The organism is Mesorhizobium sp. LNJC391B00, from assembly GCF_000502535.1.
In the GTDB taxonomy this organism is placed as follows: Bacteria; Pseudomonadota; Alphaproteobacteria; order Rhizobiales; family Rhizobiaceae; genus Mesorhizobium.
In genome coordinates, this window is record NZ_AYWI01000003.1 from 542271 (window position 1) to 565055 (window position 22785).

Consider the following 22785-nt stretch of genomic DNA (forward strand, 5'->3'; position numbering starts at 1 on the left):
TTAAATGGGATTTGCTGTCACAACGGGGGCTTGAGCGAATCTGATCCTCAGGGGACGAGGAACGGGATTTCTCCCTCAAGTTACGTGCGACTATCGACGCCGGGCCTTAACAACTCCTTACCGGCCGTCCAAAAAATTTACGAATGTGTACCACTCATGAAATCTAGGTAAATTCGACCGACATATCTGGTTAACCATCCCGGCCGCGTCACTCAGCCAGCTGCGGCAGGTTCCTGAACAGCTCCAGCGCCTCTGGATTGGCCAACGCTTCCTTGTTCTTGATGGCGCGGCCATGCACCACGTCGCGCACTGCAAGCTCGGTGATCTTGCCCGATTTGGTGCGCGGAATGTCGCTGACGGCGACGATCCTTGCCGGCACGTGGCGCGGGCTGGCGCCGCTGCGGATCTTGGAACGAATGCGCTTTTCCAGATCCTCGTCCAGCGTCACGCCGGCGGCCAGCCGCACGAACAGCACGACGCGGACGTCATTGTCGAAATCCTGACCGATGCACAGCGCCTCAAGGATCTCCGGCATCTGTTCGACCTGATTGTAGATCTCCGCCGTGCCGATGCGCACACCGCCCGGATTGAGCGTCGCGTCGGAACGGCCGTGGATGATCATGCCGCCATGCGCGGTCCATTCGGCGAAGTCGCCGTGGCACCAAACATTGTCGAAGCGCTCGAAATAGGCGGCCTGGTATTTCTTGCCCTCAGGATCGTTCCAGAAGCCGATCGGCATCGACGGGAACGCTTTTGTGCAGACCAGCTCACCCTTTTGCTCGCGGATCGGCTTGCCGTCATCGTCCCATACATCGACGGCAAGGCCGAGGCCGGGACCCTGGATCTCGCCGGTCCAGACCGGTTGCGTCGGTACGCCGAGCACGAAACAGGAGACGATGTCGGTGCCGCCGGAAACCGAGGCGAGATGTACGTCCTTCTTGATGCCGTCATAGACGAAGCGGAAATCCTCCGGCGACAACGGTGAGCCGGTGGAGGAAATAGCCCGCACACTCGACAGATCATGGCTGCGGATCGGCTTGAGCCCGGCCTTGCGTACGGAATCGATGAATTTGGCCGAGGTGCCGAAAAAGGTCATCTTCTCGGCATCTGCGAAGCTGAACAGCACATTGCCGTCGGTGTGGAAGGGCGAGCCGTCATAGAGCAGCAGCGTGGCGCCCGAGGCCAGGCCCGACACCAGCCAGTTCCACATCATCCAGCCGCAGGTGGTGAAGTAGAAGAAGCGGTCGCCTTCGATGAGTCCGGCATGCAGCCGGTGTTCCTTGACATGCTGGACCAGCGTGCCGCCGGCCGAATGGACGATGCATTTGGGAATGCCGGTGGTACCTGACGAGAACAGGATGTAGAGCGGATGCGCGAACGGCAGCCGCTCGAACGTGACCGCTTTGGCGGTAAAGGGTAACAGCGCCTCTTCGAGCGCCACGGCCTTGTCGATGATCGCTGCGATATCGCGCGAGGTACCGAGATAGTCGACGATCAGGACCTTGCGGACGGTTTCGAGCTTCGCCGCAACGGCAGCGATCTTGTCGGCTACCTCGATTGCCTTGCCATTGTACCAATAGCCGTCCGGCGCAATGAATATGACCGGCTCGATCTGGCCGAAACGGTCGAGCACGCCCTGCTCGCCGAAATCGGGGGAACAGGACGACCAGACCGCGCCGATGGAGGCGGCCGCCAGCATGGCGGCGACGGTTTCCGGCATGTTGGGCATCATCGCCGCGATGCGGTCGCCCTTTTTCACCTTGAGCGACAGGAAAAGCTGCTGAAAGCGCGAGGTCAGCTGGTGCAGTTCGCTCCACGACAGCCGCCGCTCGATCTTGTCCTCGCCGCGAAAGACGATCGCGTCACCGGAACCGGTCTTCTTCAGCAGGTTCTCGGCGAAGTTCAGTGTCGCTTCGGGAAAGAACGATGCGCCGGGCATCTTGTCGCCATCGACGAGCACGGGCTCGCCCGCATCGGTCCCTTTGTCGCCGACAATGCCGCAAAAGTCCCACAGCAGGCTCCAGAAGCCCTCGCGATCCTCGACCGACCAGCGGTGCAGTTCGGCGTAGGAGGCGAAGGATGTGCCGCTTTTGGCCGCTGCTGCCTTCATGAACGCGGTCAGTGGTGCTGCGTCGATCTGGTCTTGCGTCGGGGTCCAGAGCGGTGCTTCGGCAGCCATTATCGATCCTCCTTGAAGCCCGTCGCGTCGCAAGATAGATATGCTTTTGTTTTGATGCACGTCGTTGTCCCGGAACCGCTGCACTCTTCCGGGCGACATGCACTAGCCTCAGCTTTACAGGCGCGCTGTCCCAAAAACGCCGCGCCTCGTAGCAGGCTGAAGCTGCATCGCTTATGCCTACCACCGTGCGGCAGAGCAAGATTTTGTTCCGCTAAACTCGGCCATGTGTGCGCAATTGCCATCGCCGGGCCATAAAGACTTGAAATGCCTCAGCCCTAAGTCGTAGTGACGACTGGAAGGCGTGGTGACAACTGGCGGTTACACCCGTCAGGCGATTTTTATCGGAATGAAAGCAACCGGGGCAATATGCCATCACCTTTGATCCGGCGCGGAATATGGGCGATCGGCGTTGCCGTGCTCGTCATCGCGCTGGTCGTCGCCGCTCTGCCGCTGATTGCCTCGACCCGGATCGTGCGCGATCGCATTGCCTGGGAGATGAGCGCGTGGAGCGGATTCAGGGTCACCATCGCCGGTTCGCCGCGCATCGAGGTGTGGCCGAAGTTCCGCGCCATATTGAGCGACGTCACGCTGTCGCAGTGGACCGAGACCGACGCGCCGCCGGTGATCGAGGCCGAACGGGTCGAGGTCGACCTTTCGGCCATGGCGGCGCTGCAGGGCGATGTGGTGTTTTCGACGGCGCGGCTGGTGCGGCCGACGATCCGGGTCCAGCGCGCCGCAAACGGCATATTCCTGCCCGCCATACCAACGGGCGGACGCATCACCCGCTCCATCGACACGGCGCGCGGCGTGGTCAACGCCGATCCGACGAAGCCGGATCTGAGCAAGCTGCCCGCCGATCCGTTCGGCACCGTGGAATTCAGGGACGGCCGTATGGTCGCCTCCGTCGGCGGCAAGGACGTCGAATTGCTGACCAGCCTGTCCGGCCAGGCGAACTGGGCAGCGATGAACAGCAACGCGACCTTGTCGGCGACCGGAATCTGGCGCGGCGAGAGCGTCACCGTCGATGCCGCCTCGCCCAAGCCGCTGGTGCTGTTTGCCGGCGGCGCCGCACCGGTCACGTTTTCGTTCAAGGCAGCGCCGGCCAGCTTCTCGTTCGACGGCACGGCCAGCATGTCGCAAAACGCCTATTTCGATGGCCAGGCGAAATTCGCCGCGCCCTCGCTGCGGCGCGTGCTGGAATGGTCGCAGGCCGGCATTGCTCCTGGTACGGCGATCGGTTCGGTCTCGGTTTCGAGCAAGATCACGGCGACCGCCGGCCGCGTCAAATTCGAAAACACCGCGGTGACGCTCGACAACAACCCGGGAATGGGGGCGCTGGATTTTTCGTTCGGCGACGCCTTGCCGGTGATATCAGGCACACTCGCCTTCGATACGCTCGACCTCAGGTCGCTGTTTTCGGCCTTCACGCCGCTGGCGCCGACCGGCGAGACCGGTCCCGGCGAAATCGACACCAGCTTCGCCGACCGGATCAATCTCGATCTGAGGCTGTCAGCGGCACATGCCTCGGCCGGCGCAATCCAGCTTGCCGACGTCGCCGCTACGGCGCAGGTGAAGAACGGGCTTGCCGTCTTCGATATCTCCGACGCGTCGGCCTTTGGCGGCAACGTGCAAAGTAGCCTGCGTTTCGACCGCAAACCGGAGGGCTCGCAGGTCGAGATCCGGCTGCTCGCCTCCGACATTGACGGCGCCGCTTTCGGCACCGCGGCCGGAATGACGCGGCTGGTGCCGGCCAGCACCGGCACTGTCTCGGTCATTCTCAAAGGGCCGGGCAAATCCTGGGACTCGATCTTCGAGAACGCGGACGGCTCGGTCTCTGCGACGTTCGGGCCGGGCGCGCTGAGCGGGCTCAATTTGCCGGCATTTCTGAAGCACACGGAACAGGGCGGCTTCTTCGCGCTCGACGACGTCTCGGACGGGACACTGCCGATGGACGGCGCCGAGCTCAAGGCCACCATCTCGAAGGGTGTGGCAAGGCTGGACAAGGCCGAGGCCAATTCGGCGAAATACAAGGTCTGGCTGTCCGGCATCGCCTCTTACGGCGGACGCGGATTGGCGCTTTCGGGGGGTGTCACTCAGGCCGACCCGGCAGCGGCACCGGTCAATGGCCAGCAGGGATCCAACCAGTCGTCATTCTTCGTCGGCGGCACCTGGAGCACGCCGTTCATCTCGCCGATCAGCCGCGGCGTCTCAGGCGAATAGGCGGACCCTTACCGGGATCGCCCTATCCCTCGTTTGACGCAATCAACCGCGCTGCGCGGCCTGTTCGTCGAGCTGGCGTTGCACCTCACGCCGCTTGTTGGCGACCGAAGCGATGATGACGCCTACCGCCACGACGGCGATCAGGATGGTGCAGGCGGCGTTGATTTCCGGCGTCACGCCGAGCCGCACCTGGCTGTAGATCTTCATCGGCAGCGTGGTGGCGCCAGGCCCGGAGGTGAAGGAGGCGATGACCAGGTCGTCAAGCGACAGGGTGAAGGCCAGCATCCAGCCGGAGACGATGGCCGGCATGATGACCGGCAGCGTGATCTGAAAGAAGGTCTTTACCGGCGTTGCGCCGAGGTCCAAGGCAGCTTCTTCCAGCGAACGATCGAACGACACCAGGCGCGACTGCACGACGACGGCCACGAAGCACATGGTCAAGGTGATGTGAGCAAGCGTCACGGTCAGGAAGCCACGGTCGAGACCGACGGCAACGAACAGCAGCAGCAGCGACAGGCCGGTGATGACTTCCGGCATGACCAGCGGCGCAAACACCATGCCGGAAAACAGGATGCGGCCGCGGAAGCGGGTGTAGCGGGTCAAGGTCAGTGCCGCCAGCGTGCCGAGCACGGTTGCCACAGTGGCGGAGATGACACCCACACGCGCGGTCACCCAGGTGGCGTCCATCAGCCCCTGATTGTGGAACAGCGAGGCATACCATTTGGTCGAGAAGCCGCCCCAGACGGTGACCAGCTTCGACTCGTTGAAGGAGAAGACGATGAGCAGCACGATCGGCAGATAGAGAAAGGCAAAGCCCAGCACGACCGAGGTGACGTTGAAGCGGCTCCAGGTGGCGTTCATTTGTCCTGCTCCTGGGCGCGTGCCTGGGCCTGCTGGAAGAGCATGATCGGCACGATCAGGAGCAGCAGCAGGATGACGGCGACGGCCGACGACACCGGCCAGTCACGGTTGGCGAAGAATTCATTCCACAAGGTCTTGCCGATCATCAGCGTCTGCGAGCCGCCGAGCAGATCGGGAATGACGAACTCGCCAACCGCTGGAATGAACACCAGCAGGCAGCCGGCGATGACCCCGGGCAGCGACAGCGGGAAGGTGATCTTCCAGAAGGCTGATGTCGGCGGGCAGCCGAGATCCTTTGCCGCCTCGATCAGCGAATAATCCATCTTTTCCAGCGAGGAATAGAGCGGCAGCACCATGAATGGCAGGTAGGAATAGACGATGCCGATGAAGATCGCCGTGTAAGTGTTGAGGATGATCAGTGGCTGATTGATGATGTGCAGCGACAACAGCAGCTGATTGAGCAGACCCTCGGGCTTGAGGATGCCGATCCAGGCATAGACGCGGATCAGGAACGACGTCCAGAACGGCAGGATTACCAGCATCAGCAAGGTCGGACGGATCGTCGCCGGCGCGCGGGCCATGCCGTAGGCGATCGGGAAGCCGACGAGCAAGGTCAGGATCGTCGAGACTGCAGCGATGATAACGCTGGTCACGTAGGCTTTGAAGTAAAGCGCGTCCTGCGTTAGCCAGACATAATTGTCGAAGCTGAGTTCGCGGAAGCGGACAAAGAACCCGGACATGCCGTCCCTGAAATCGAGCGCCGGCGTGTAGGGCGGCATGGCGATCGCCGACTGCGACAGCGAAATCTTGAAGACGATGATGAACGGGATGAAGAAGAAGAACAGCAGCCAGAGATAAGGCACGATGATGACGAGCCGGCTGACGAAGCCGGCGCCGAGCCGTGTCAGAAACGGTTTGGCCGCTGTCGATGGGCCGGTGCCGGTGATGGCGATGTTGGACATGGCCTCCCCCTACCGTGTCAGCACGACGCCGGCATCCGGCCGGAAGGAGACCCAGGCGCGGTCGTTCCAGGTCAGCGGATCATCGGTGACGCGTGCAGCGTTGAGCGCGCTTGCCCTGATGATCTGCCCGTCATCCAGCCTGATGTGGTAGACGGTCATGTCGCCGAGATAGGCAACGTCGTAGACCTCGCCCTCAAGCGCATTGACGGCGTCGGCCGGTTTCGTCGACGACACCTTGATCTTCTCCGGCCTGATGGCGAAGACGATGTCGGAACCGGCCTTTGTATCGGTGCTGTTTTCGACGACGATCTGGGCCCCTGTCGCGCCGGTGATGCGCGTGGTGTTTGCCGCACGCTCGGCGACCTTGCCCTCGAACATGTTCACATTGCCGACGAAGTGGGCAACGAAGCGCGAACTGGGGGCTTCATAGACTTCCGCCGGCGTCGCCACCTGCATCACCTCGCCCTTGTCGATGATGGCGATGCGGTCGGCCATGGTCATCGCCTCTTCCTGGTCGTGGGTAACGACGACGAAGGTAAGGCCGAGATTTTGCTGCAGGTCCATCAGCTCGAACTGCGTTTCCTCGCGCAGCTTCTTGTCAAGCGCGCCGAGCGGCTCATCGAGCAGCAAGACTTTTGGCCGCTTGGCAACCGAGCGGGCGAGCGCGACGCGCTGGCGCTGGCCGCCCGACAATTGGTGCGGCTTGCGCTTGGCGAACTGCTCTAGCTTCACCAGCTTCAGCATCTCGGCGACGCGCTTTTCGATATCCGGTCCCGGCATGCCTTCCTGCTTGAGGCCGAAGGCAATGTTCTTTTCCACGCTCATATGCGGGAACAGCGCATAGGACTGGAACATCATGTTGACCGGGCGGCGGTAGGGCGGGATGCCGCGCAAGTCCTGGCCGTCGAGAAGGATACGGCCGGCGGTCGGCTCCTCGAAGCCGGCAAGCATCCGCAGCAACGTCGACTTTCCGCAGCCCGACGCGCCGAGCAGGGCGAAGAACTCGCGCTCGAAAATGGTCAGCGACAGATTGTTGACGGCGGTGAAGTCACCGAACTTCTTGGTGACGTTCTCGAATTGGATATATGGCTTGGCGTTCGGGTCGTTCCATGGCGCGAAATCCCTGCGGATGCTGCCAAGCGATTTCATGTCCCACTCCGTCCTATTTTTTTGCTTCTTGCCCAGAGAAGAATGGTCCCGGCAGGTGGCTGCCGGGACCATGTCGCATTGCTTACTGGCCGGTGACGATCTTGGTCCAGCTGCGCGTGATCAGGCGCTGGGTCTTGGGATCGTAGGGCTGGACCGTATAGAGCTTTTTCAAGGTCTCGGCGTCCGGATAGACCGCCGGATCATCCAGCAGCGCCTTGTCGACGAACTGCTGCGAAGCCTTGTTGCCGTTGGCGTACAGCACATAGTTGGACGACTTGGCGATCACTTCCGGCTCCATCATGTAGTTGAGAAATTCGAGTGCCTCGGCGGCATGCGGCGCATCGGCGGGAATCGCCATCTGGTCGAACCACATCTGGGCGCCTTCCTTGGGAACGGAATAGCCGATCTCGACGCCTTGCTTGGCCTCGACCGCGCGGTTGCGCGCCTGGAAGACGTCACCCGACCAGCCGACCGCCAGGCAAATATCGCCGTTGGCGAGCGCGTTGATGTATTCGGACGAATGGAATTTGCGGATATACGGCCGCACCTTCAGCAACGTCTCCTCGGCCTTGGCGATGTCGTCAGGTGAGGTGCTGTTCGGATCGAGGCCGAGATATTTGAGCGCCGCCGGGATGATGTCGGCCGGCGAGTCCAGCACATAGACGCCGCAGTCCTTCAGCTTGGCCAGGCTGTCGGGATTGAAGAACACATCCCAGCTGTCGATCTTGTCGGTGCCGAGTGCTGCCTTCACCTTCTTGATGTTGTAGCCGATGCCGACCGTGCCCCACATGTAGTTGATCGAATATTCGTTGCCCGGATCGTATTTGGCGGTGCGCTCCGAAACCGTGTCCCACATGTTGGAAATGTTGGGCAGCTTCGACTTGTCGAGCTTCTGGAACACGCCGGCCTGGATCTGGCGGGCCAGGAAGTTGCCGCTGGGCACGACGACGTCATAGCCGCTGCCGCCGGCAAGCAGCTTGGTTTCGAGGATTTCATTGGAATCGAAGGTGTCGTAGACGACCTTGATGCCGGTCTCCTTGGTGAAGTCGTCAATGATCGAACTGTCGATGTAATCCGACCAGTTGAAGACGTTGACGACGCGATCCTCGGCATGGCCGCCGACGGCGAAAAGCGTCAGAAATGCCGAGGTTGCCGAAAGCCAGAGCGCTTTGCGGATCATGCTGTTCTCCTTTGATGAGTGTTCCTTCGCCAAGTCGTCGCTGTTCGAGCGCGATTGGGCATTTGCTTCAGAGTATTGAGCTTTCCGGGCAGCCATAAGCGTGAACTGCCGGCGCCATCCGGGCGGTTCGACAAGCGGCAGATCATGGCTCTGTGTGCCCGCATGGCGGGCGCGCTGACGCAGTCAGAGGCTTTCGCCGCGGCGCGGGCAGGGATACGACGCTGTGGTCCGGTCTTGGTCCGACCGGCGGGGACACTTGGCAAGATAAGCCTGTCTTGTTGTTGCCGTGCCCCCAGCCTGCCCGTGCCGCAGCAAGGTTGTCAATGGCCCGCGCGGGGAAGCTCGGTCAATAGGGCGTGCGGCTTCGCTAATTGGGGAAAGACGGGCGTAATTAGGGAAGACGGGCTCAACCAAGGGAAAGGCGGGTCAATTAGGGGATGGCAGGCCGGTGGTCCCCGGCCGTGCAGGCCTCGCCTGGCGCTTGAATTCAAGCGCGATATGGACGAGCAGCGCGGCGACCACCACCGCGCCGCCGATGATGGTGCGCACCGAGGGCACCTCGCCATGAACGAGCCAGACCCAGATCGGTCCGAGGATCGGCTCGAACGTGCCGAGGAGTGCTGCGATCGCCGCCGGAACCAGCCTCGCGCCGGTGGCGAAGAAGGCAAGGCCCAGCCCGAGATTGATGACGCCGAAGGCAAACAGGAAAGCCATGTCGTGGGCCGACGTGGCAAACTGCGTGGCTTGCGATGCGGCGAAAGCCGCTGCCAGCATCGTGCCGAGGCACGTCGCCGGCGTCATGCGCACATGGGCGAAGCGCCGGGTGATGACAGTGGCGATCGAGAACATGACGGCGATCAGCAGCGACAGCCCGTCGCCGATGGGCGATACGGCGCCGTCGAGCGATTCCGACACCATGATGGCGACGCCGGCGATGACGGCGGCGATCGCCACCCAGGTCGCGATGGCGACGCGTTCGCGAAACAGCACCCAGGCAAGCAATGCCGCCAGCAGCGGCACACCGGCCTGCATCAACAGGATATTGGCAACGGTGGTGTAGGCGAGCGCGACAACGAAGCACGTCGACGCCGTGGCGAAACAGACGGCCACGGCAAGGCCGGGCAGGCCCATGTCGCGAAACAGCCGCAACATGCCGCGCCAGCCGTCGCGCCAGGCCATGAAGCAAATCAGGAACACAGCCGCCCACAGCGATCGCCAGAACACCACGGTCCAACTGTCAGCGGTGTCGATGAAGCGGGCGATGGTGCCGCCAAAGCTCCACATCAGCGCCGACAGGAACACCAGCAGCAAGCCGACCCGCTCTTCGCGAGGCGAGACGATCGGCGGTGCGGCGATTGGAGAAGATGCGGTATCGGTCATGGGGTGCCACTGTCGGCTATCTCGGGGCGGCATGATGCACAATGGACGACAGAAACGTGCCGTATTCGCCTAGCGCATAGGCTACCGCCGGACGTGATCCAGCCCGGCATTCCCTTTGGCGCACCGCCAACCGGCAGCCATACGGGCAAACACCGCCGTTTCTAGGACGTGCCCTTGTTGCCGCGGATAAAGCGCCAAAGACCGGCCAACGGTACCAGCAGCAGAATGCCGAACTTTTTCAGGGCGATGACCGCGACCGCAATCAGGCCGGCCTTTGCCGCGAGTTTTCCGGCGATGAGGCCGCCAATGCCAACCGCGGCGACCGTGTCGGTGCCGGGCAGAAAATCGGTGTATTTCTTGCCGGTGCTGAAGTCCGCCACGCCCAGCACTTCGTCCAGGCTCTGCTTGATCTCCGGCAATTGTTCAACCGTAGCGATGTAGCTCATCACGAAGACGCCTTCCCGGCCGAGGAAACGGACGTCGTAATTGAGCGTGTGGACGGTATCGTCTCCGAACTGCAGTTCCTTGGCCCAGTGCAGCCGCTTGTGGACGAAATCATAGACCGGCGGCGAGGCCCAGCCGATCAGCTTGATCGGGGGAAAGCCGTCCTTTACCCGCTGATCGTTGGCCGACAATGTGTCCGCCTGCATGCTGCTCAGCAGTTCGGTGTAGTCGATGGATGCCGCGTCGGCGTCATCGACATGGCCGATCTTTTCATAGCGCAATTCGATGCCCCAACCGTTGCCGGCGATGGGCTCGTACTTGGCCGGGAAGATCATGCCGATTGCTTCGGACGCGGTATCAGGCGGATTGCCCCAGGCCTCGGTCAGGACGGACGTCGCGTCCTTCTTGCCCAGAAAATAGAACTTGTCCTTGAGATCGAGATGGATGCCTTCGGGAAGGTCGACCGCGCCGGTCTTTGGATCGATCTTGTCCAGGAATGCCTTGCCGTCGTCACTATACTGTTGATAGTCCTTGAAGAATTCCGAGGATTTTTCTGCCAGAACAGGCCCCGCCAAAAGGGCAAGCGCCACGCCAAGCCACAAAGCTTTCCTGTTCATAAGCCGTCCCCCCTTGGCTGCCCTGCAGCTCACCTTCGATAGCGCAGCGCCGATGCTTAATCAATATTTGGTTCGGCGATGGTTCGGGCCGCGCTCTATTGCTTAGCAAACAGCTGCAGTCTTCCGCGACCTCCAGCCCGAGAAGCATCACTGGAAATCGAAGGCGCTCAGGCCCGTCACCATCTCGTCCAGGCCCAGCGGACGGGTCACCGGCGGCTCGGCGCGGGCGAGGCAGCCGATGCGTTCGCACAGCCGGCAAGCGGGACCGACCGGCGTGGCGGCGCCCTGTCCGGCCTTTGCCGGCAGCCCGGCGCCATAGACGGTCTCGTCGCGAAAGCCGATATCACAGCCCAACAGCAGCGCGGTGCGGCGCGGACGCTCGGAGAACGAACCCTGCGGCCCCTCGAGCGTGCGTGCGATGCAGAGGAACTCGGCGCCGTCGGGCATTTCCACCGCCTCGACCAGGATCTGGCCAGGCGAAGCGAAAGCGGCATGGACCGGCAGTTTCGGGCAGCCGCCGCCAAAGCGGCTTTGCGGAAAGCCCTGGCCGCCGGCCTTGCGGAAGCGGTTGCCGGCATTGTCGACCTCGAGCATGAAGAACGGCACTCCGGACAAGCCAGGACGCTGCAGCATGGTCAGGCGGTTCGCCGCCTGTTCGAAGGAGACGCCGAAACGCGAGCGCAGCACATCGATGTCGTAACGAGCCCGCACGGCGGCGGCATGAAATGCCTGATAGGGCATCATCAAGGCATTGGCGGCGTAGCGGCCGAACTCGAAGCGGGCGAGCCGACGGGCTTCGTCCGTACCGAGCTTCAGCGTCTGAATTTCGCCGGCGACAGCGACCGTCATGCGGATCAGGCAGGCCTCCATGGCGACTTCGCGCAACTGGTCGAACGGCGACAGCCGCTCCGATAGAAAAAGACGCTGCGAATGACGGTCATAACGGCGGCGCCAGTTCGGCATGGTGGCGACCGGCAGCACCTTGACGACGATGCCATACTCGCGCTTCAGCCACGCCTTCAGCGCGCCGAACAGATCGTCGCCGGGGTCGAGCATCGAGGTGAAGGCCTCGGCCTCCTCCTCCAGTGCTGCAAAATGGTTCGGCCGGCGCTCGAAAATCTCGTGCACTTCGTCGATCGGCAGCCGCGCACCGGACAGCGCCGTGGCGCGGCCCTCGCGCGCCAGAAGCTCGTTGAGATCGGACAGCCGCTCGGCCTGCTCGCGGTAAGCGCGAAACAGTTTTATCATCGCAGCCGATGCATTGGGGGCGGCCTCGGCCAGTTCGATCAGTTCCTGGTCGCCCGGCAGCTCACCGGCAAGCAGCGGGTCGCCGAACACTTCCTTCAAGGCCGAGATCGACCCTCTCGCCTCACCCTGCAATTCATGCGGGTCGACCTTGTAGACAGAGGCCAGCTTCAGGATCAGCTGCACCGTCAGCGGCCGCTGGTTGCGCTCGATCAGGTTGAGATAGGACGGCGAGATGCCGAGCCCCTCGGCCATCGCCGTCTGGGTCAGGCCTTTGGCGATGCGGATGCGGCGGATGCGCGGCCCGGCGAATATCTTCTGGTCGGCCATCGGCTTTCCTTGACAGGAATTTACACGACTTGCGAGCGATGAACGGCGCACCATCTTTTTACAATCATGACAGATTTACAGCGGCAAGCAGTCAAACACAACACAGGTTTTCTCTTATTTTCTACCGAAAATGGCGGTTTTCCTCGCTCTCGTCGCGGCGCAATGTAAATGATGTCACACACAGACGACGCACACCATCCCAGGGCGCGGCGTTTCAAGACACTGGCATCGATTGATCTGGAGTGACCAATGACTGATTTTTACAATCTTGTCCCATCCGCGCCCGAAGGCCGCTTCGACGGCATCGAACGAGCCTATTCGCCGGACGATGTGAAGCGGCTGCGCGGGTCGGTCCAGATACGCCAGAGTCTTGCCGAAATGGGCGCCAACCGGCTGTGGAAGCTCATCCACGAGGAAGACTTCGTCAATGCACTCGGCGCCATGTCGGGCAACCAGGCGATGCAGCAGGTGCGTGCCGGGCTGAAGGCAATCTATCTCTCGGGCTGGCAGGTCGCCGCCGACGCCAACACCGCGTCGGCCATGTATCCGGACCAGTCGCTCTATCCCGCCAATGCGGCGCCCGAACTGGTCAAGCGCATCAACCGCACGCTGCAGCGCGCCGATCAGATCGAGACCTCGGAAGGCAACGGCCTGTCGGTCGACACCTGGTTCGCGCCGATCGTCGCCGATGCCGAGGCCGGCTTCGGCGGACCGCTCAACGCCTTCGAGATCATGAAGGCGTTCATCGAGGCGGGCGCTGCCGGCGTCCACTATGAGGACCAGCTGGCCTCTGAGAAGAAGTGCGGCCATCTCGGCGGCAAAGTGCTGATCCCGACCGCCGCGCATATCCGCAACCTCAACGCGGCGCGTCTGGCGGCCGACGTGATGGGCACGCCGACGCTAGTCGTGGCACGCACCGATGCGGAAGCGGCAAAGCTTCTGACCTCCGACATTGACGAGCGCGACCAGCCTTTCGTCGACTACGATGCCGGCCGCACGGTTGAAGGCTTCTACCAGGTCAGGAACGGCATCGAACCGTGCATCGCGCGCGCCATTGCCTATGCGCCGCATGCCGACTTGATCTGGTGCGAGACGTCGAAGCCCGACCTGACGCAGGCCAAGAAATTCGCCGAGGGCGTGCGCAGGCATCATCCCGGCAAGCTTCTCGCCTATAATTGCTCGCCGTCGTTCAACTGGAAGAAGAACCTCGACGACGCGACGATCGCCAAGTTCCAGCGCGAACTCGGCGCCATGGGCTACAAGTTCCAGTTCATCACGCTTGCCGGCTTCCACCAGCTCAATTTCGGCATGTTCGAGCTGGCCCGCGGCTACAAGGCGCGGCAGATGGCGGCCTATTCCGAGTTGCAGGAAGCCGAGTTCGCGGCCGAAGTCCACGGCTACACCGCGACCAAGCACCAGCGCGAGGTCGGCACCGGCTATTTCGACGCCGTGTCGATGGCAATCAGCGGCGGCCAGTCGTCGACCACCGCCATGCATGAATCGACCGAGCACGTCCAGTTCAAGCCGGCAGCGGAATGAACCGATCGACATAACCAACAGAGGAAACGCCCGAAGGGCAAGGGAGAAGAAAATGGCATCGATAAGCCGCGTCAAGGAACGTGCAGAAGAGCAGTCCACCACGATGAGTGTCGACCAACAGGCGACCATCCGCATGCTGGCCAACGACCTGCACCGGCTCAATCAATCGGTGATGAAGGCAGTGGAGGCCGGCGTCTCGGTGGAACTGGTGCGCTCGGCCCGGCATCATGGCGGCGACGGTAATTGGGGCGACCTGCTGATCCCGGTGATCGTCACGCAGAAGAGTCACGGCTGATCTTCCCTTACGGAAGCTTTGTGCTTGTGGAACCTATGGGCCCCGTCGCTCACTGGCCGATTTCAACGTCACCCGCGGGTTTTCAGCGCGGGTGACTTTCGCTTTTGAGCGTAAACTTAACTACAGTTCGAAAACAGACCTTGTCTCCGAGGTTTAATATTTCCGGCTATATTTCGCAGGTCCGTCATTTCAGCTTGACATGGCGGGCGATCTCACGCCAATTGGCTCTCGGATTTCAACCCTGCATTGAAGCAGCGCCGAGTGCCCGCCCCGCCCATGTGCCCTGTGAACCGCGAGACCGACACCGCCAAACATCTGAATTCGTCAAGCAGGGACGCGAACTCCGAGATATCAACGGATTTCTCCCACGTGCTGGTCGTTGGAAAATCGCCGATCAACCGGGTGGTGGTGTCGAAGATCGTCGAGAAGTCCGGACTGAAGCCGATCTCCGAGTCGCCCGAAATGGCGGCCAAGACATTGCGAACCCTCATTCCGGGCGCCGTCGTTCTCGATGGCGGCCCCGACAACGAGGACTGCCGCGCGCTAATGGCGGCCATCGACGCCTTGCGGCGGACATCTGGGCGGTCGCTCCCCAAGGTGATCCTGCTTTCAACCAAGACCGGCACGCCCGACAGCCTGGGCCTGTCGAGCGTGGTCGATGTGGTGGTAACCAAGCCGATCACCACCGAAAGGCTGCAGCCGGTGGTCGACCGGCTGATCAGCCTCGGGCGCGGCTGATCGCAATCCGCCCGAACACGTGCGGGGCGGTCAGCGTTCCTTGCCGATGCTCTCGATCAAAGCCGGCAGTTCGCCAAGATCGACAAGCTGACGAAAACGCGGTGCCTCGACCGGCGGCTCGACGTGTTCGAGCACCCAGGTCAGCTCGTGCGGCACATACACACCCCAGCTGCCGGCCTCGATGGCCGGCACCACGTCCGACTTGAGCGAATTGCCGACCATCATGCTGGTCTGCGGGCTGCCGTGACGGCCAAAGATCCTGGCATAGGTGGCGGCGCTCTTGTCGCTGACGATCTCGACTGCATCGAACAGGTCGCCAAGGCCGGACGCCGCCAGCTTGCGCTCCTGGTCGAACAGATCGCCCTTGGTGATCAGCACCAGATGGTAGGCGCCGGCGAGCCTTTCCACGGTCTCACGCGCATGCGGCAAAGCCTCGACCGGATGTCCCAGCATGTCGCGGCCGGCGGCAAGGATTTCGGCGATGGTCGACCCCGGCACACGGCCCTCGGTCACTTCTATTGCCGTCTCGATCATCGACAAGGTAAAGCCCTTGATGCCGAAGCCGTAGACGGCAAGGTTGCGCTTCTCGGCCTCCAGCAGCCGTGCCGAAATGTGCTCGGCCTCGCCGTGGTCGGCGAGTAGGGTTGCGAAATGCTTCTCGGTCAGGCGGAAGAACTGTTCGTTCTGCCATAGGGTATCGTCGGCGTCGAAGCCGATCGTGGTCAATTTGCCAGGCATACGGTGTCTTCTGCTGCTCGATCTGCGGGAGGTTGACCCTAATCTGCGTGGCGCGATTTTCAACCAGGAAGCCGAAGACAGGCAGCTCCCCTTCCCTTCCATCACCGGCAACAGCTATACTGTGATAATTGCAACCCAAACTGGTGAATGATGCCGCCTGCGAAAAAGGAAGTCCGTCCGTCGACCCGCGGAGGACGCGTCCGAACGCCTGCCTTCGTGAAAAATCAACGCGGCGTGAAGAACTGGAAGGAAGTCAGCGCTTGGCTGGAATGGCGCGGCATCGAAGACATAGAATGCATCACGCCTGATCAGGCTGGCGTCGCGCGCGGCAAGATGATGCCGTCGAAGAAATTCACTTCCAACACCTCGCTGGCGCTGCCATCGGCAGTGTTCATGACGACGATTTCGGGCGGCTATCCCGAGGATGGCAACGGTTTCCACTATCCGGAGGATGATGGCGACCTAAAGCTGATGCCGGATCTGTCGACGTTGACCGTCGTGCCGTGGGAAGAAGACCCGACGGCCGCCGTCATCTGCGACCTCGTCCATCAGGATGGCCGTTCGGTCGAGTTCACGCCGCGCAACGTCCTGAAGCGCGTGGTAGCAGCCTACGACAAGCGCGGGCTGAAGCCGGTGGTGGCGCCCGAGATCGAATTCTATCTGGTGCGCAAGAACCCCGACCCCGATTATCCGCTGACCCCACCCGTCGGGCGTTCCGGACGGGCAATCGGCGGCGGCGCCGGCTATTCGATCGCCGGCGTCAACGAGTTCGACGAACTGATCGACGACATCTACCATTTCTCCGAAAGCCAGGGCCTGGAGATCGACACGCTGATCCACGAGGAAGGCGCCGGCCAGCTCGAGATCAATCTGCGTCACGGCGATCCGGTCGAGCTCGCCGACCAGGTGTTCATGTTCAAACGCACCATCCGCGAGGCAGCGCTGAAGCATGAGATCTATGCCACCTTCATGGCCAAGCCGATCCAGGGCCAGCCAGGTTCTGCCATGCACATCCACCAGTCGATCATCGACAAGAAGACCGGGCTGAATATCTTTTCGGCGAAGGACGGCTCGGAAACCGACGACTTCTTCCATTTCATCGGCGGCATGCAGAAGCATGTGCCGAACGCACTGGTGATGTTTGCTCCCTACGTCAATTCCTACCGCCGGCTGACGCAGTCGGCCTCGGCGCCGGTCAACAACAAATGGGGCTATGACAACCGCACCACGGCGTTCCGCGTGCCGCGCTCGGATCCGGCGGCGCGGCGTGTCGAAAACCGCATCCCGTCTTCCGACGCCAACCCCTATCTGGCGCTGGCGGCCTCACTTGCCTGCGGGCTGATCGGCATCACCAACAAGATCAAGGCCGAACCTCCGGTGCTGACCACCGCAAACGCCGATGAGATCGACCTGCCACGCGGCCTGCTCGAAGCCGTCGACCTTTTCGAAGGCGACGAGGAACTATGCGCTCTTCTGGGCAAGTCCTTCGCCGCAACCTATGCAGCGATCAAGCGGGCGGAGTTCGAGACCTTCATGGAAGTGATCAGCCCGTGGGAGCGGGAGTATCTGTTGCTCAACGTGTGAGCGGCGACTTCGTCGTGTGAATGGTGAATAGTGAATGGTGAGTAGTTTCATATTGGATGGATGAGCGCAGACGTCGTGCGTCTCGCAGCCATTCACCATTCACCATTCACCATTGGCTGGTGTCCCCATGCCTTACCAATCACCTATCTCCCCCGGTCGCTCCTGGTACGAAGACACAGCCGGACCACGCCCTGAGTACCCTGCCCTGGACGGCGACCGCAGCTGCGACGTCGTCGTCGTCGGCGGTGGCTTCACCGGGCTGTCGGCGGCCGCTCATTTGGCGAAGGCGGGAGCCGACGTCGTTCTGATCGAGGCGCATCGCTTCGGCGACGGCGCTTCAGGGCGCAATGGCGGCCAGCTCGGCACGGGCCAGCGCGCCTGGGCCGAAGAGATGGAGGCCGAATACGGCTTCTCCCGCGCCAAGGCGCTGTTCGACCTTGCCGAGGAGGCGAAAGCGCACCTGCTCGAATTCGCCGCCGTCAACCAGATCGACATCGACTATATGCCCGGCCAGTTGTCCGTGGCGCACAAGCCGCGTTATCTCGACGACTACAAGGCGCATGCCGAGATCATGGCGGGCCGCTTCAATTATCCGCACATCGCCTTCATGGATGCCAGGGAAACGGCCGAACGGCTGGGCTCCACACGCTACTTCGGCGGCACCCGCGACACCGGCACCGGACACATCCACCCGATGAAGCTGGTGATCGGCACGGCAAAGGTCGCGGCAGCGGCCGGCGCGCACCTGTTCGAGCAGACACTATCGACCGGTGTTACCTCCAGCGGCGGCAAGGTCAGGGTGACGACTTCGAGAGGAACCATCACCGCCCAGAAATGCCTGATCGGTGTAAATGCCTATGGCGGCACGCTCGAGCCGGTGAGTGCCGCGCACATCATGCCCATCGGTTCCTTCATCGGCGCGACGGTGCCGCTGGGCGTCCATTCGAAAGTGCTGCCGGGCGGCGAGGCGGTCGACGATTCGCGTTTCGTCGTGCGTTATTTCCGCAAATCCAGGGATGGAAGGCTGCTGTTCGGCGGGCGCGAGGTCTATGGCGTCAACGATCCGAAGGACATCCATGTCCATATCCGCCGGCAGATAGCCGAGCTTTATCCGGAACTGAGCGATGTCGAGATCACCCATGGCTGGGGCGGCTATGTCGGCATCACCATGCCCAGGAAACCGTTCGTGCGCGAGGTGATGCCCAATGTGATCTCGGCCGGAGGCTATTCCGGCCACGGCGTGATGCTGTCGAACTTCTTCGGCAAGCTCTATGCCCAGACCGTCGCCGGCAACCGCGACAGACTGAAGCTGATCGAGGACCTGAACATCCCGGCTTTCCCCGGCGGCCGGCGATTTAGAACGCCATTATTGTTCTTGGCACTGAACTGGTTTGCCCTGAGGGACCGAATATAGGGAAAGTATCTCATATCAGCCGTGGCTGGTACTGAGCTGATTCTATTGAGCTGTTGGTTGCCGCAGCGAGACGTTGCAGAATCCTTAACAAGAGCGCACAATTCCCCTGACGGCGCACTGATGCCACAATCAAGGGCAAAGGATGCCGGTTCTGGGCGATCGAACGGGGATTTCTGCGGGCCTGCCCGCTTTGTTGTTGGGACCGATGCCGATCGAATGCCGGGCTGCCGGCGCCGATCGAAAGAACACCGGCTCATCTTTTGGAGGTGGCAAGAGTGAACGAGCCCTTCAGTTTCGGCGCGCCGGAACGTCGGCGCTTCGCCATGCAATTCGGTTATGACATGCGGCCCTCCTTCTGGCAGGGGGTGCGCACGAATTCGCATCTGGTGATCGCCGCGGTCGGCACCGCAGCGCTGCTTGGCGTGGCGGGCATAGCGCTTTGGCTGGCGTTGCCGGCCAGCGACCGGCAAGCGATCGCCAGCACACAGCAGAACGTTCCGACTTTTCCGGTCAAGACGACCAAGATTGCCCCGGTCGCGGCCACGTCCGCCGCGGTAGCGGCGCCACAAGCCGCGCGCAAGGGCGATGCAGTTTCATCGACGGTCGCTGCCGGTGGGGCTGCCATGCCGCCGCTGTCGGCGAACGATCCGCGCTGGACTGCGGCGCAATCCAACAGCGACCCTGCCGCGACGCCATCCGATCAGGCGCCTGCCGAGCAGGCTGCCGCCAAACCGTCCGATGCCGCGGCATTCGAAGAACCGGCGGCGCAGAGCGACGCCACGACGCAGCTGTCAAAGGTCGCTGCTCCCGCCAATGACGACGACGCCGAGACCGCCGCCATACCGACGCCAAAACCGCAACTTCCAGACGAGCAATCTTCCGCCGCAACGGACGATACCCAGGCCAAGGCCAAGCCACAGAAGGTGGCTGCTGCCGCCGGCACCGGACGCATCCTCAGGGCGGTGACAATGCGTAGCGGTCCGCAGAAAAACGCCGCCGCCATGGGGACCGTGCCCGCCAAGTCGTCGGTGCAGGTGATGAGTTGCAAGAAATGGTGCCAGATCGTCTACAACGGCAAGCGCGGCTGGATCTACAAGAGCTACATCAAGACCGGGGCTTGAGACGCAAGCCGCCAGATCTGGTCAGCCGCCGAACAACCACCTGAAACGGTGTCTCCTGCGAGCAAGTTTGCGCTTCGCCAGGAAATCCCGGTGTTCCTCGAACGGCACTTCGTAGAGGCCGCACATTTGGCAGCTTTCCGACTTGCGGCATATCGGGACCCAGCATTTGACGTCGTGTGTCCAGGCGAGCGCGATCCTTTCCAGATGAAGGTTGGACGAACTTTTCAGCAGAATCAGTTCTCCTGGGACTGCCGTCCGTTTGATATGATCCGAAACTTCCTTGGCAGTGCGAAGCTCAATGAAACGGCCGCTGTCGCGGTCGGCCTGGCTGGCGCGCGAGCGATGCGCATTGTCGCCGGTATAAATGACCTCATCGGCGATTTCGCGCGCGATGTTGTAGGCGGCGCCGTATTTCCTCGACGAGCCGGCGTAGTCGGATATCTGCCCCAGCACAATGCGCTTGCGAGCACCCTTGGCCTTTGCAATCATCTCCAGGGCAATGTTGAGCGAATGCCAGGGCGCTTTGGCCGTATCGACCAGGAATTTCGGACCCGCGGATACCTCTTGCACCGTAGAGCGGTTGGGCAGTGGTGCAAACGATGCCGTTCTCGCTACGACTTGCTCTGGCGGGACGCCAAGTTCCAAGGCGGCGGCAACAGCCGCTGCAGTCGGCAGCCAGAATTGCTCGCCGGGAAAAGGCGCTTGAATATTCAGGCTGCCACCGCGCCAATGAAGGGTGAACCGCAGCAATTCCGGATACGCGGCATGCACGTCACTCACGCGGTAGTCTGCCTCGCCGGACTGGCCGAAGGTCGCAATCCGGCATTTCGCGCCAGACGCCATGCCGATCACCAGTGGGTCATCGCAATTGAGAACCGCAAGTCCATCAGGTTGAAGTGCCCCGACCAGCGCCCGCTTCTCTCCCGCCACAGCTTCCAGAGTCTTGAACTTGCCGAAATGCTCCAGACGGATCATCGTAACCACCGCCACACTCGGCTTCAGCATCTGCGCCATGGCGCTGATCGTGCCGAAGTCGGAAGCGCCGGCTTCGAAAACGACGTAATCGACTTTGCCGGCCTTCCTCAGGCGCTTGTAAAGCGTTCGGATGAGCGCAGGCATTGTATTGGCCTGGGCCTGTAGATGCACCTTGCCTTGGGCGGCCAGTATGTGTGCAAGCAGGCTGGTGGATGTGGATTTGCCGGAGCTGCCGGTAATGCCGATGAACGTCGCCTTGTTACGCGCCCGCACCCAGCGCGCCTGCAGCCGTCGCAGCGCCCAGCCCAAGTCCTTGCGAATTTTCAGCAATTCCAGTTTCACACCCCGCCAGCTTTTAGCCCAGCCTAATATGCGTCGTGCCAAGTTCCAGAGTCAAACGGGCGCTGGCGTGCTTCAGCCAAAGATTCTAGCGGCCGAGGAGCCGCAGCAGTCTGTGCTTGCGGCGCTTCGATTTTCTCTGCGCCACAAACTCACGGTGCTGCTCAAACGGCACTTCATAGAGGCCGCATTGCTCGCATCCCTCGGTCTTGCCGCATACCGAAACCCAGCACTGGACGTCGTGGGTCCAGGCAAGAGCGACACGCTCGAGGTGCAGATTGGACGAGCTCTTGAGCAGGATCAACTCGTCAGGCTGCGCGGTTTGGGCGATGTAGTCCGACACTTCCCTGGCCGTGCGCAATTCGATGAAGCGGCCGCTGTCGCGATCTGCCTGGTTCGCCTTGGAGCGATGGGCATGATCGCCGGCATAAATCACCTGGTCTGCAATCTCGCGCGCGCTGCTGTAGGCTTGGGCATATCTGTTATTCGAGCCGGAAAAATCCGATAGCTGGCCAAGAACGATACGTTTTCGCCCGAATGTCGATCCGGCTACCATGTCGAAGGCAAGGCTCAGCGAATGCCAGGGCGCCTTTGCGGCATCCACGATGAAGTGGGGGCCGCCCGCGGGGACGAGCACCTGGCCGCGATTTTCCAGAGGCTGGAACGTCGCGGTTCTGTCCTTGACCATCTGCGCAGGCACGCCCAGCTCAAGAGCGGTTGCAACCGCCGCTGACGTCGGCAGCCAGAAATGCTGGCCGGGGAACGACGTCTCGATATCGAGCACACCGCCGCGCCAGTGGAGCGAGAACCGCAACGGCTTGGGATAGGCTGCCTCGATATCGCTGACGCGATAATCCGCCTGCTCCGATGTGCCGAATGTGACGGAACGGCAATAGCTCGCCGAGGCCATGCCCATCACAAGAGGGTCATCGGCATTGAGCATCGCGAAGCCGCCCGGCTCCAGCGCCGCGACCAGGGCGCTCTTTTCTCGAGCGACGTTTTCCACAGTCTTGAAACTGGCCCGATGCTCCAGCCGGACCATTGTGACAACAGCCACGTCGGGGCGAAGCAACTCGGCCATGGGCTTCATTGTATCCGGGCCGAATGCAGCAGCCTCGAAGACGACGTAGTCGGTTTTGCCGCCCTTTCCCATTCGCCTGGATAGGGTCGAGACCAACAGTTTCATAGTGTTGGCCAGAACCTGTGTGTGGACCGAACCCTGGCCAGCCAGGATGTGTCCAAGCAGGCTTCCCGCCGTCGTCTTGCCGGAGCTTCCGGTAACACCGATGAAAATTGCCTTGCTTCGCGCCCGCGCACGCTTGGCCAGGTAAAGCCGCAGCCGCCATCCCAGATCGTAGCGACTTTTCTGCTGCCTGATCTTCATCACCCGCCAACACTATCCACGATCCGTTATGCCTTTCGGGGGATCGAGAAGTCAAACTGGGGTCCGGCGTGACGACGTGAACTGTTCGTTC

General features: G+C 62.0%; 18 protein-coding genes. 7 read left to right on the forward strand and 11 right to left on the reverse strand.

What is annotated here, in order from left to right; genetic code table 11:
- Positions 1–208 precede the first annotated feature (208 nt).
- On the reverse strand, positions 209–2179 hold the full coding sequence (locus tag X750_RS154515) for an acetoacetate--CoA ligase (protein WP_023704498.1): 1971 nt from the start codon (positions 2177–2179) through the stop codon (positions 209–211).
- A gap of 366 nt (positions 2180–2545) precedes the next feature.
- On the opposite strand from X750_RS154515, the gene X750_RS154510 reads away from it, so the two are divergent.
- Positions 2546–4399 (forward strand): AsmA family protein, encoded by a 1854-nt coding sequence (locus X750_RS154510; RefSeq protein WP_023747205.1) that lies wholly within the window; start codon positions 2546–2548, stop codon positions 4397–4399.
- Between the two features lie 42 nt (positions 4400–4441).
- Here the strand turns inward: X750_RS154510 and X750_RS154505 are convergent, their stop codons facing one another.
- The 7 genes from X750_RS154505 to X750_RS154475 all read right to left on the reverse strand — a co-directional run bounded on the left by X750_RS154505 (position 4442) and on the right by X750_RS154475 (position 12567).
- Positions 4442–5260 (reverse strand): ABC transporter permease subunit, encoded by an 819-nt coding sequence (locus X750_RS154505; RefSeq protein ID WP_023669326.1) that lies wholly within the window; start codon positions 5258–5260, stop codon positions 4442–4444.
- Complete coding sequence (locus X750_RS154500) at positions 5257–6222, reverse strand: ABC transporter permease subunit (RefSeq protein WP_031196135.1); 966 nt, start codon at positions 6220–6222, stop codon at positions 5257–5259. Before X750_RS154500 ends, X750_RS154505 begins: the two co-directional genes overlap by 4 nt.
- 9 nt (positions 6223–6231) lie before the next feature.
- Complete coding sequence (locus tag X750_RS154495; RefSeq protein WP_023707962.1) at positions 6232–7371, reverse strand: ABC transporter ATP-binding protein; 1140 nt, start codon at positions 7369–7371, stop codon at positions 6232–6234.
- 82 nt (positions 7372–7453) lie between these two features.
- Positions 7454–8551 (reverse strand): polyamine ABC transporter substrate-binding protein, encoded by a 1098-nt coding sequence (locus X750_RS154490; protein ID WP_023747206.1) that lies wholly within the window; start codon positions 8549–8551, stop codon positions 7454–7456.
- Positions 8552–8977: 426 nt separating this feature from the next.
- Positions 8978–9931 (reverse strand): DMT family transporter, encoded by a 954-nt coding sequence (locus tag X750_RS154485; RefSeq protein WP_023704502.1) that lies wholly within the window; start codon positions 9929–9931, stop codon positions 8978–8980.
- Between the two features lie 161 nt (positions 9932–10092).
- Positions 10093–10992: a DUF2167 domain-containing protein gene (locus X750_RS154480; protein WP_031196137.1), complete on the reverse strand. Its 900-nt coding sequence runs from the start codon at positions 10990–10992 to the stop codon at positions 10093–10095.
- Positions 10993–11139: 147 nt separating this feature from the next.
- On the reverse strand, positions 11140–12567 hold the full coding sequence (locus X750_RS154475; RefSeq protein WP_023692381.1) for a helix-turn-helix domain-containing protein: 1428 nt from the start codon (positions 12565–12567) through the stop codon (positions 11140–11142).
- Positions 12568–12816: 249 nt separating this feature from the next.
- Here X750_RS154475 and aceA point away from each other — a divergent pair, with 249 nt between their 5' ends.
- From aceA to X750_RS154460, 3 genes are all read left to right on the forward strand, one after another.
- Complete coding sequence (gene aceA / locus X750_RS154470; protein ID WP_023704503.1) at positions 12817–14106, forward strand: isocitrate lyase; 1290 nt, start codon at positions 12817–12819, stop codon at positions 14104–14106.
- Positions 14107–14158: 52 nt separating this feature from the next.
- Complete coding sequence (locus X750_RS154465; RefSeq protein ID WP_023669318.1) at positions 14159–14401, forward strand: hypothetical protein; 243 nt, start codon at positions 14159–14161, stop codon at positions 14399–14401.
- Between the two features lie 276 nt (positions 14402–14677).
- Positions 14678–15139, forward strand: coding sequence for a response regulator (locus X750_RS154460; RefSeq protein ID WP_023669317.1), 462 nt, complete (start codon positions 14678–14680; stop codon positions 15137–15139).
- A gap of 30 nt (positions 15140–15169) precedes the next feature.
- Here X750_RS154460 and X750_RS154455 read toward each other — a convergent pair whose 3' ends face one another.
- Positions 15170–15877, reverse strand: coding sequence for an HAD family hydrolase (locus X750_RS154455; protein ID WP_023704504.1), 708 nt, complete (start codon positions 15875–15877; stop codon positions 15170–15172).
- A gap of 147 nt (positions 15878–16024) precedes the next feature.
- Here X750_RS154455 and X750_RS154450 point away from each other — a divergent pair, with 147 nt between their 5' ends.
- The 3 genes from X750_RS154450 (at position 16025) to X750_RS154440 (ending at position 19996) form a co-directional block, all read left to right on the forward strand.
- Positions 16025–17461, forward strand: a complete 1437-nt coding sequence (locus tag X750_RS154450; RefSeq protein ID WP_023669313.1) for a glutamine synthetase family protein — start codon at positions 16025–16027, stop codon at positions 17459–17461.
- A gap of 127 nt (positions 17462–17588) precedes the next feature.
- Positions 17589–18875: an FAD-binding oxidoreductase gene (locus tag X750_RS154445; RefSeq protein WP_023669312.1), complete on the forward strand. Its 1287-nt coding sequence runs from the start codon at positions 17589–17591 to the stop codon at positions 18873–18875.
- A gap of 275 nt (positions 18876–19150) precedes the next feature.
- Positions 19151–19996, forward strand: coding sequence for an SH3 domain-containing protein (locus X750_RS154440; RefSeq protein WP_023704505.1), 846 nt, complete (start codon positions 19151–19153; stop codon positions 19994–19996).
- 21 nt (positions 19997–20017) lie between these two features.
- Here the strand turns inward: X750_RS154440 and X750_RS154435 are convergent, their stop codons facing one another.
- Positions 20018–21313: a Mur ligase family protein gene (locus X750_RS154435; RefSeq protein ID WP_023707964.1), complete on the reverse strand. Its 1296-nt coding sequence runs from the start codon at positions 21311–21313 to the stop codon at positions 20018–20020.
- Positions 21314–21398: 85 nt separating this feature from the next.
- The gene (locus tag X750_RS154430; protein WP_023704507.1) at positions 21399–22694 is read right to left on the reverse strand and encodes a Mur ligase family protein; all 1296 of its coding nucleotides are present in this window, start codon (positions 22692–22694) and stop codon (positions 21399–21401) included.
- Positions 22695–22785: the final 91 nt, after the last annotated feature.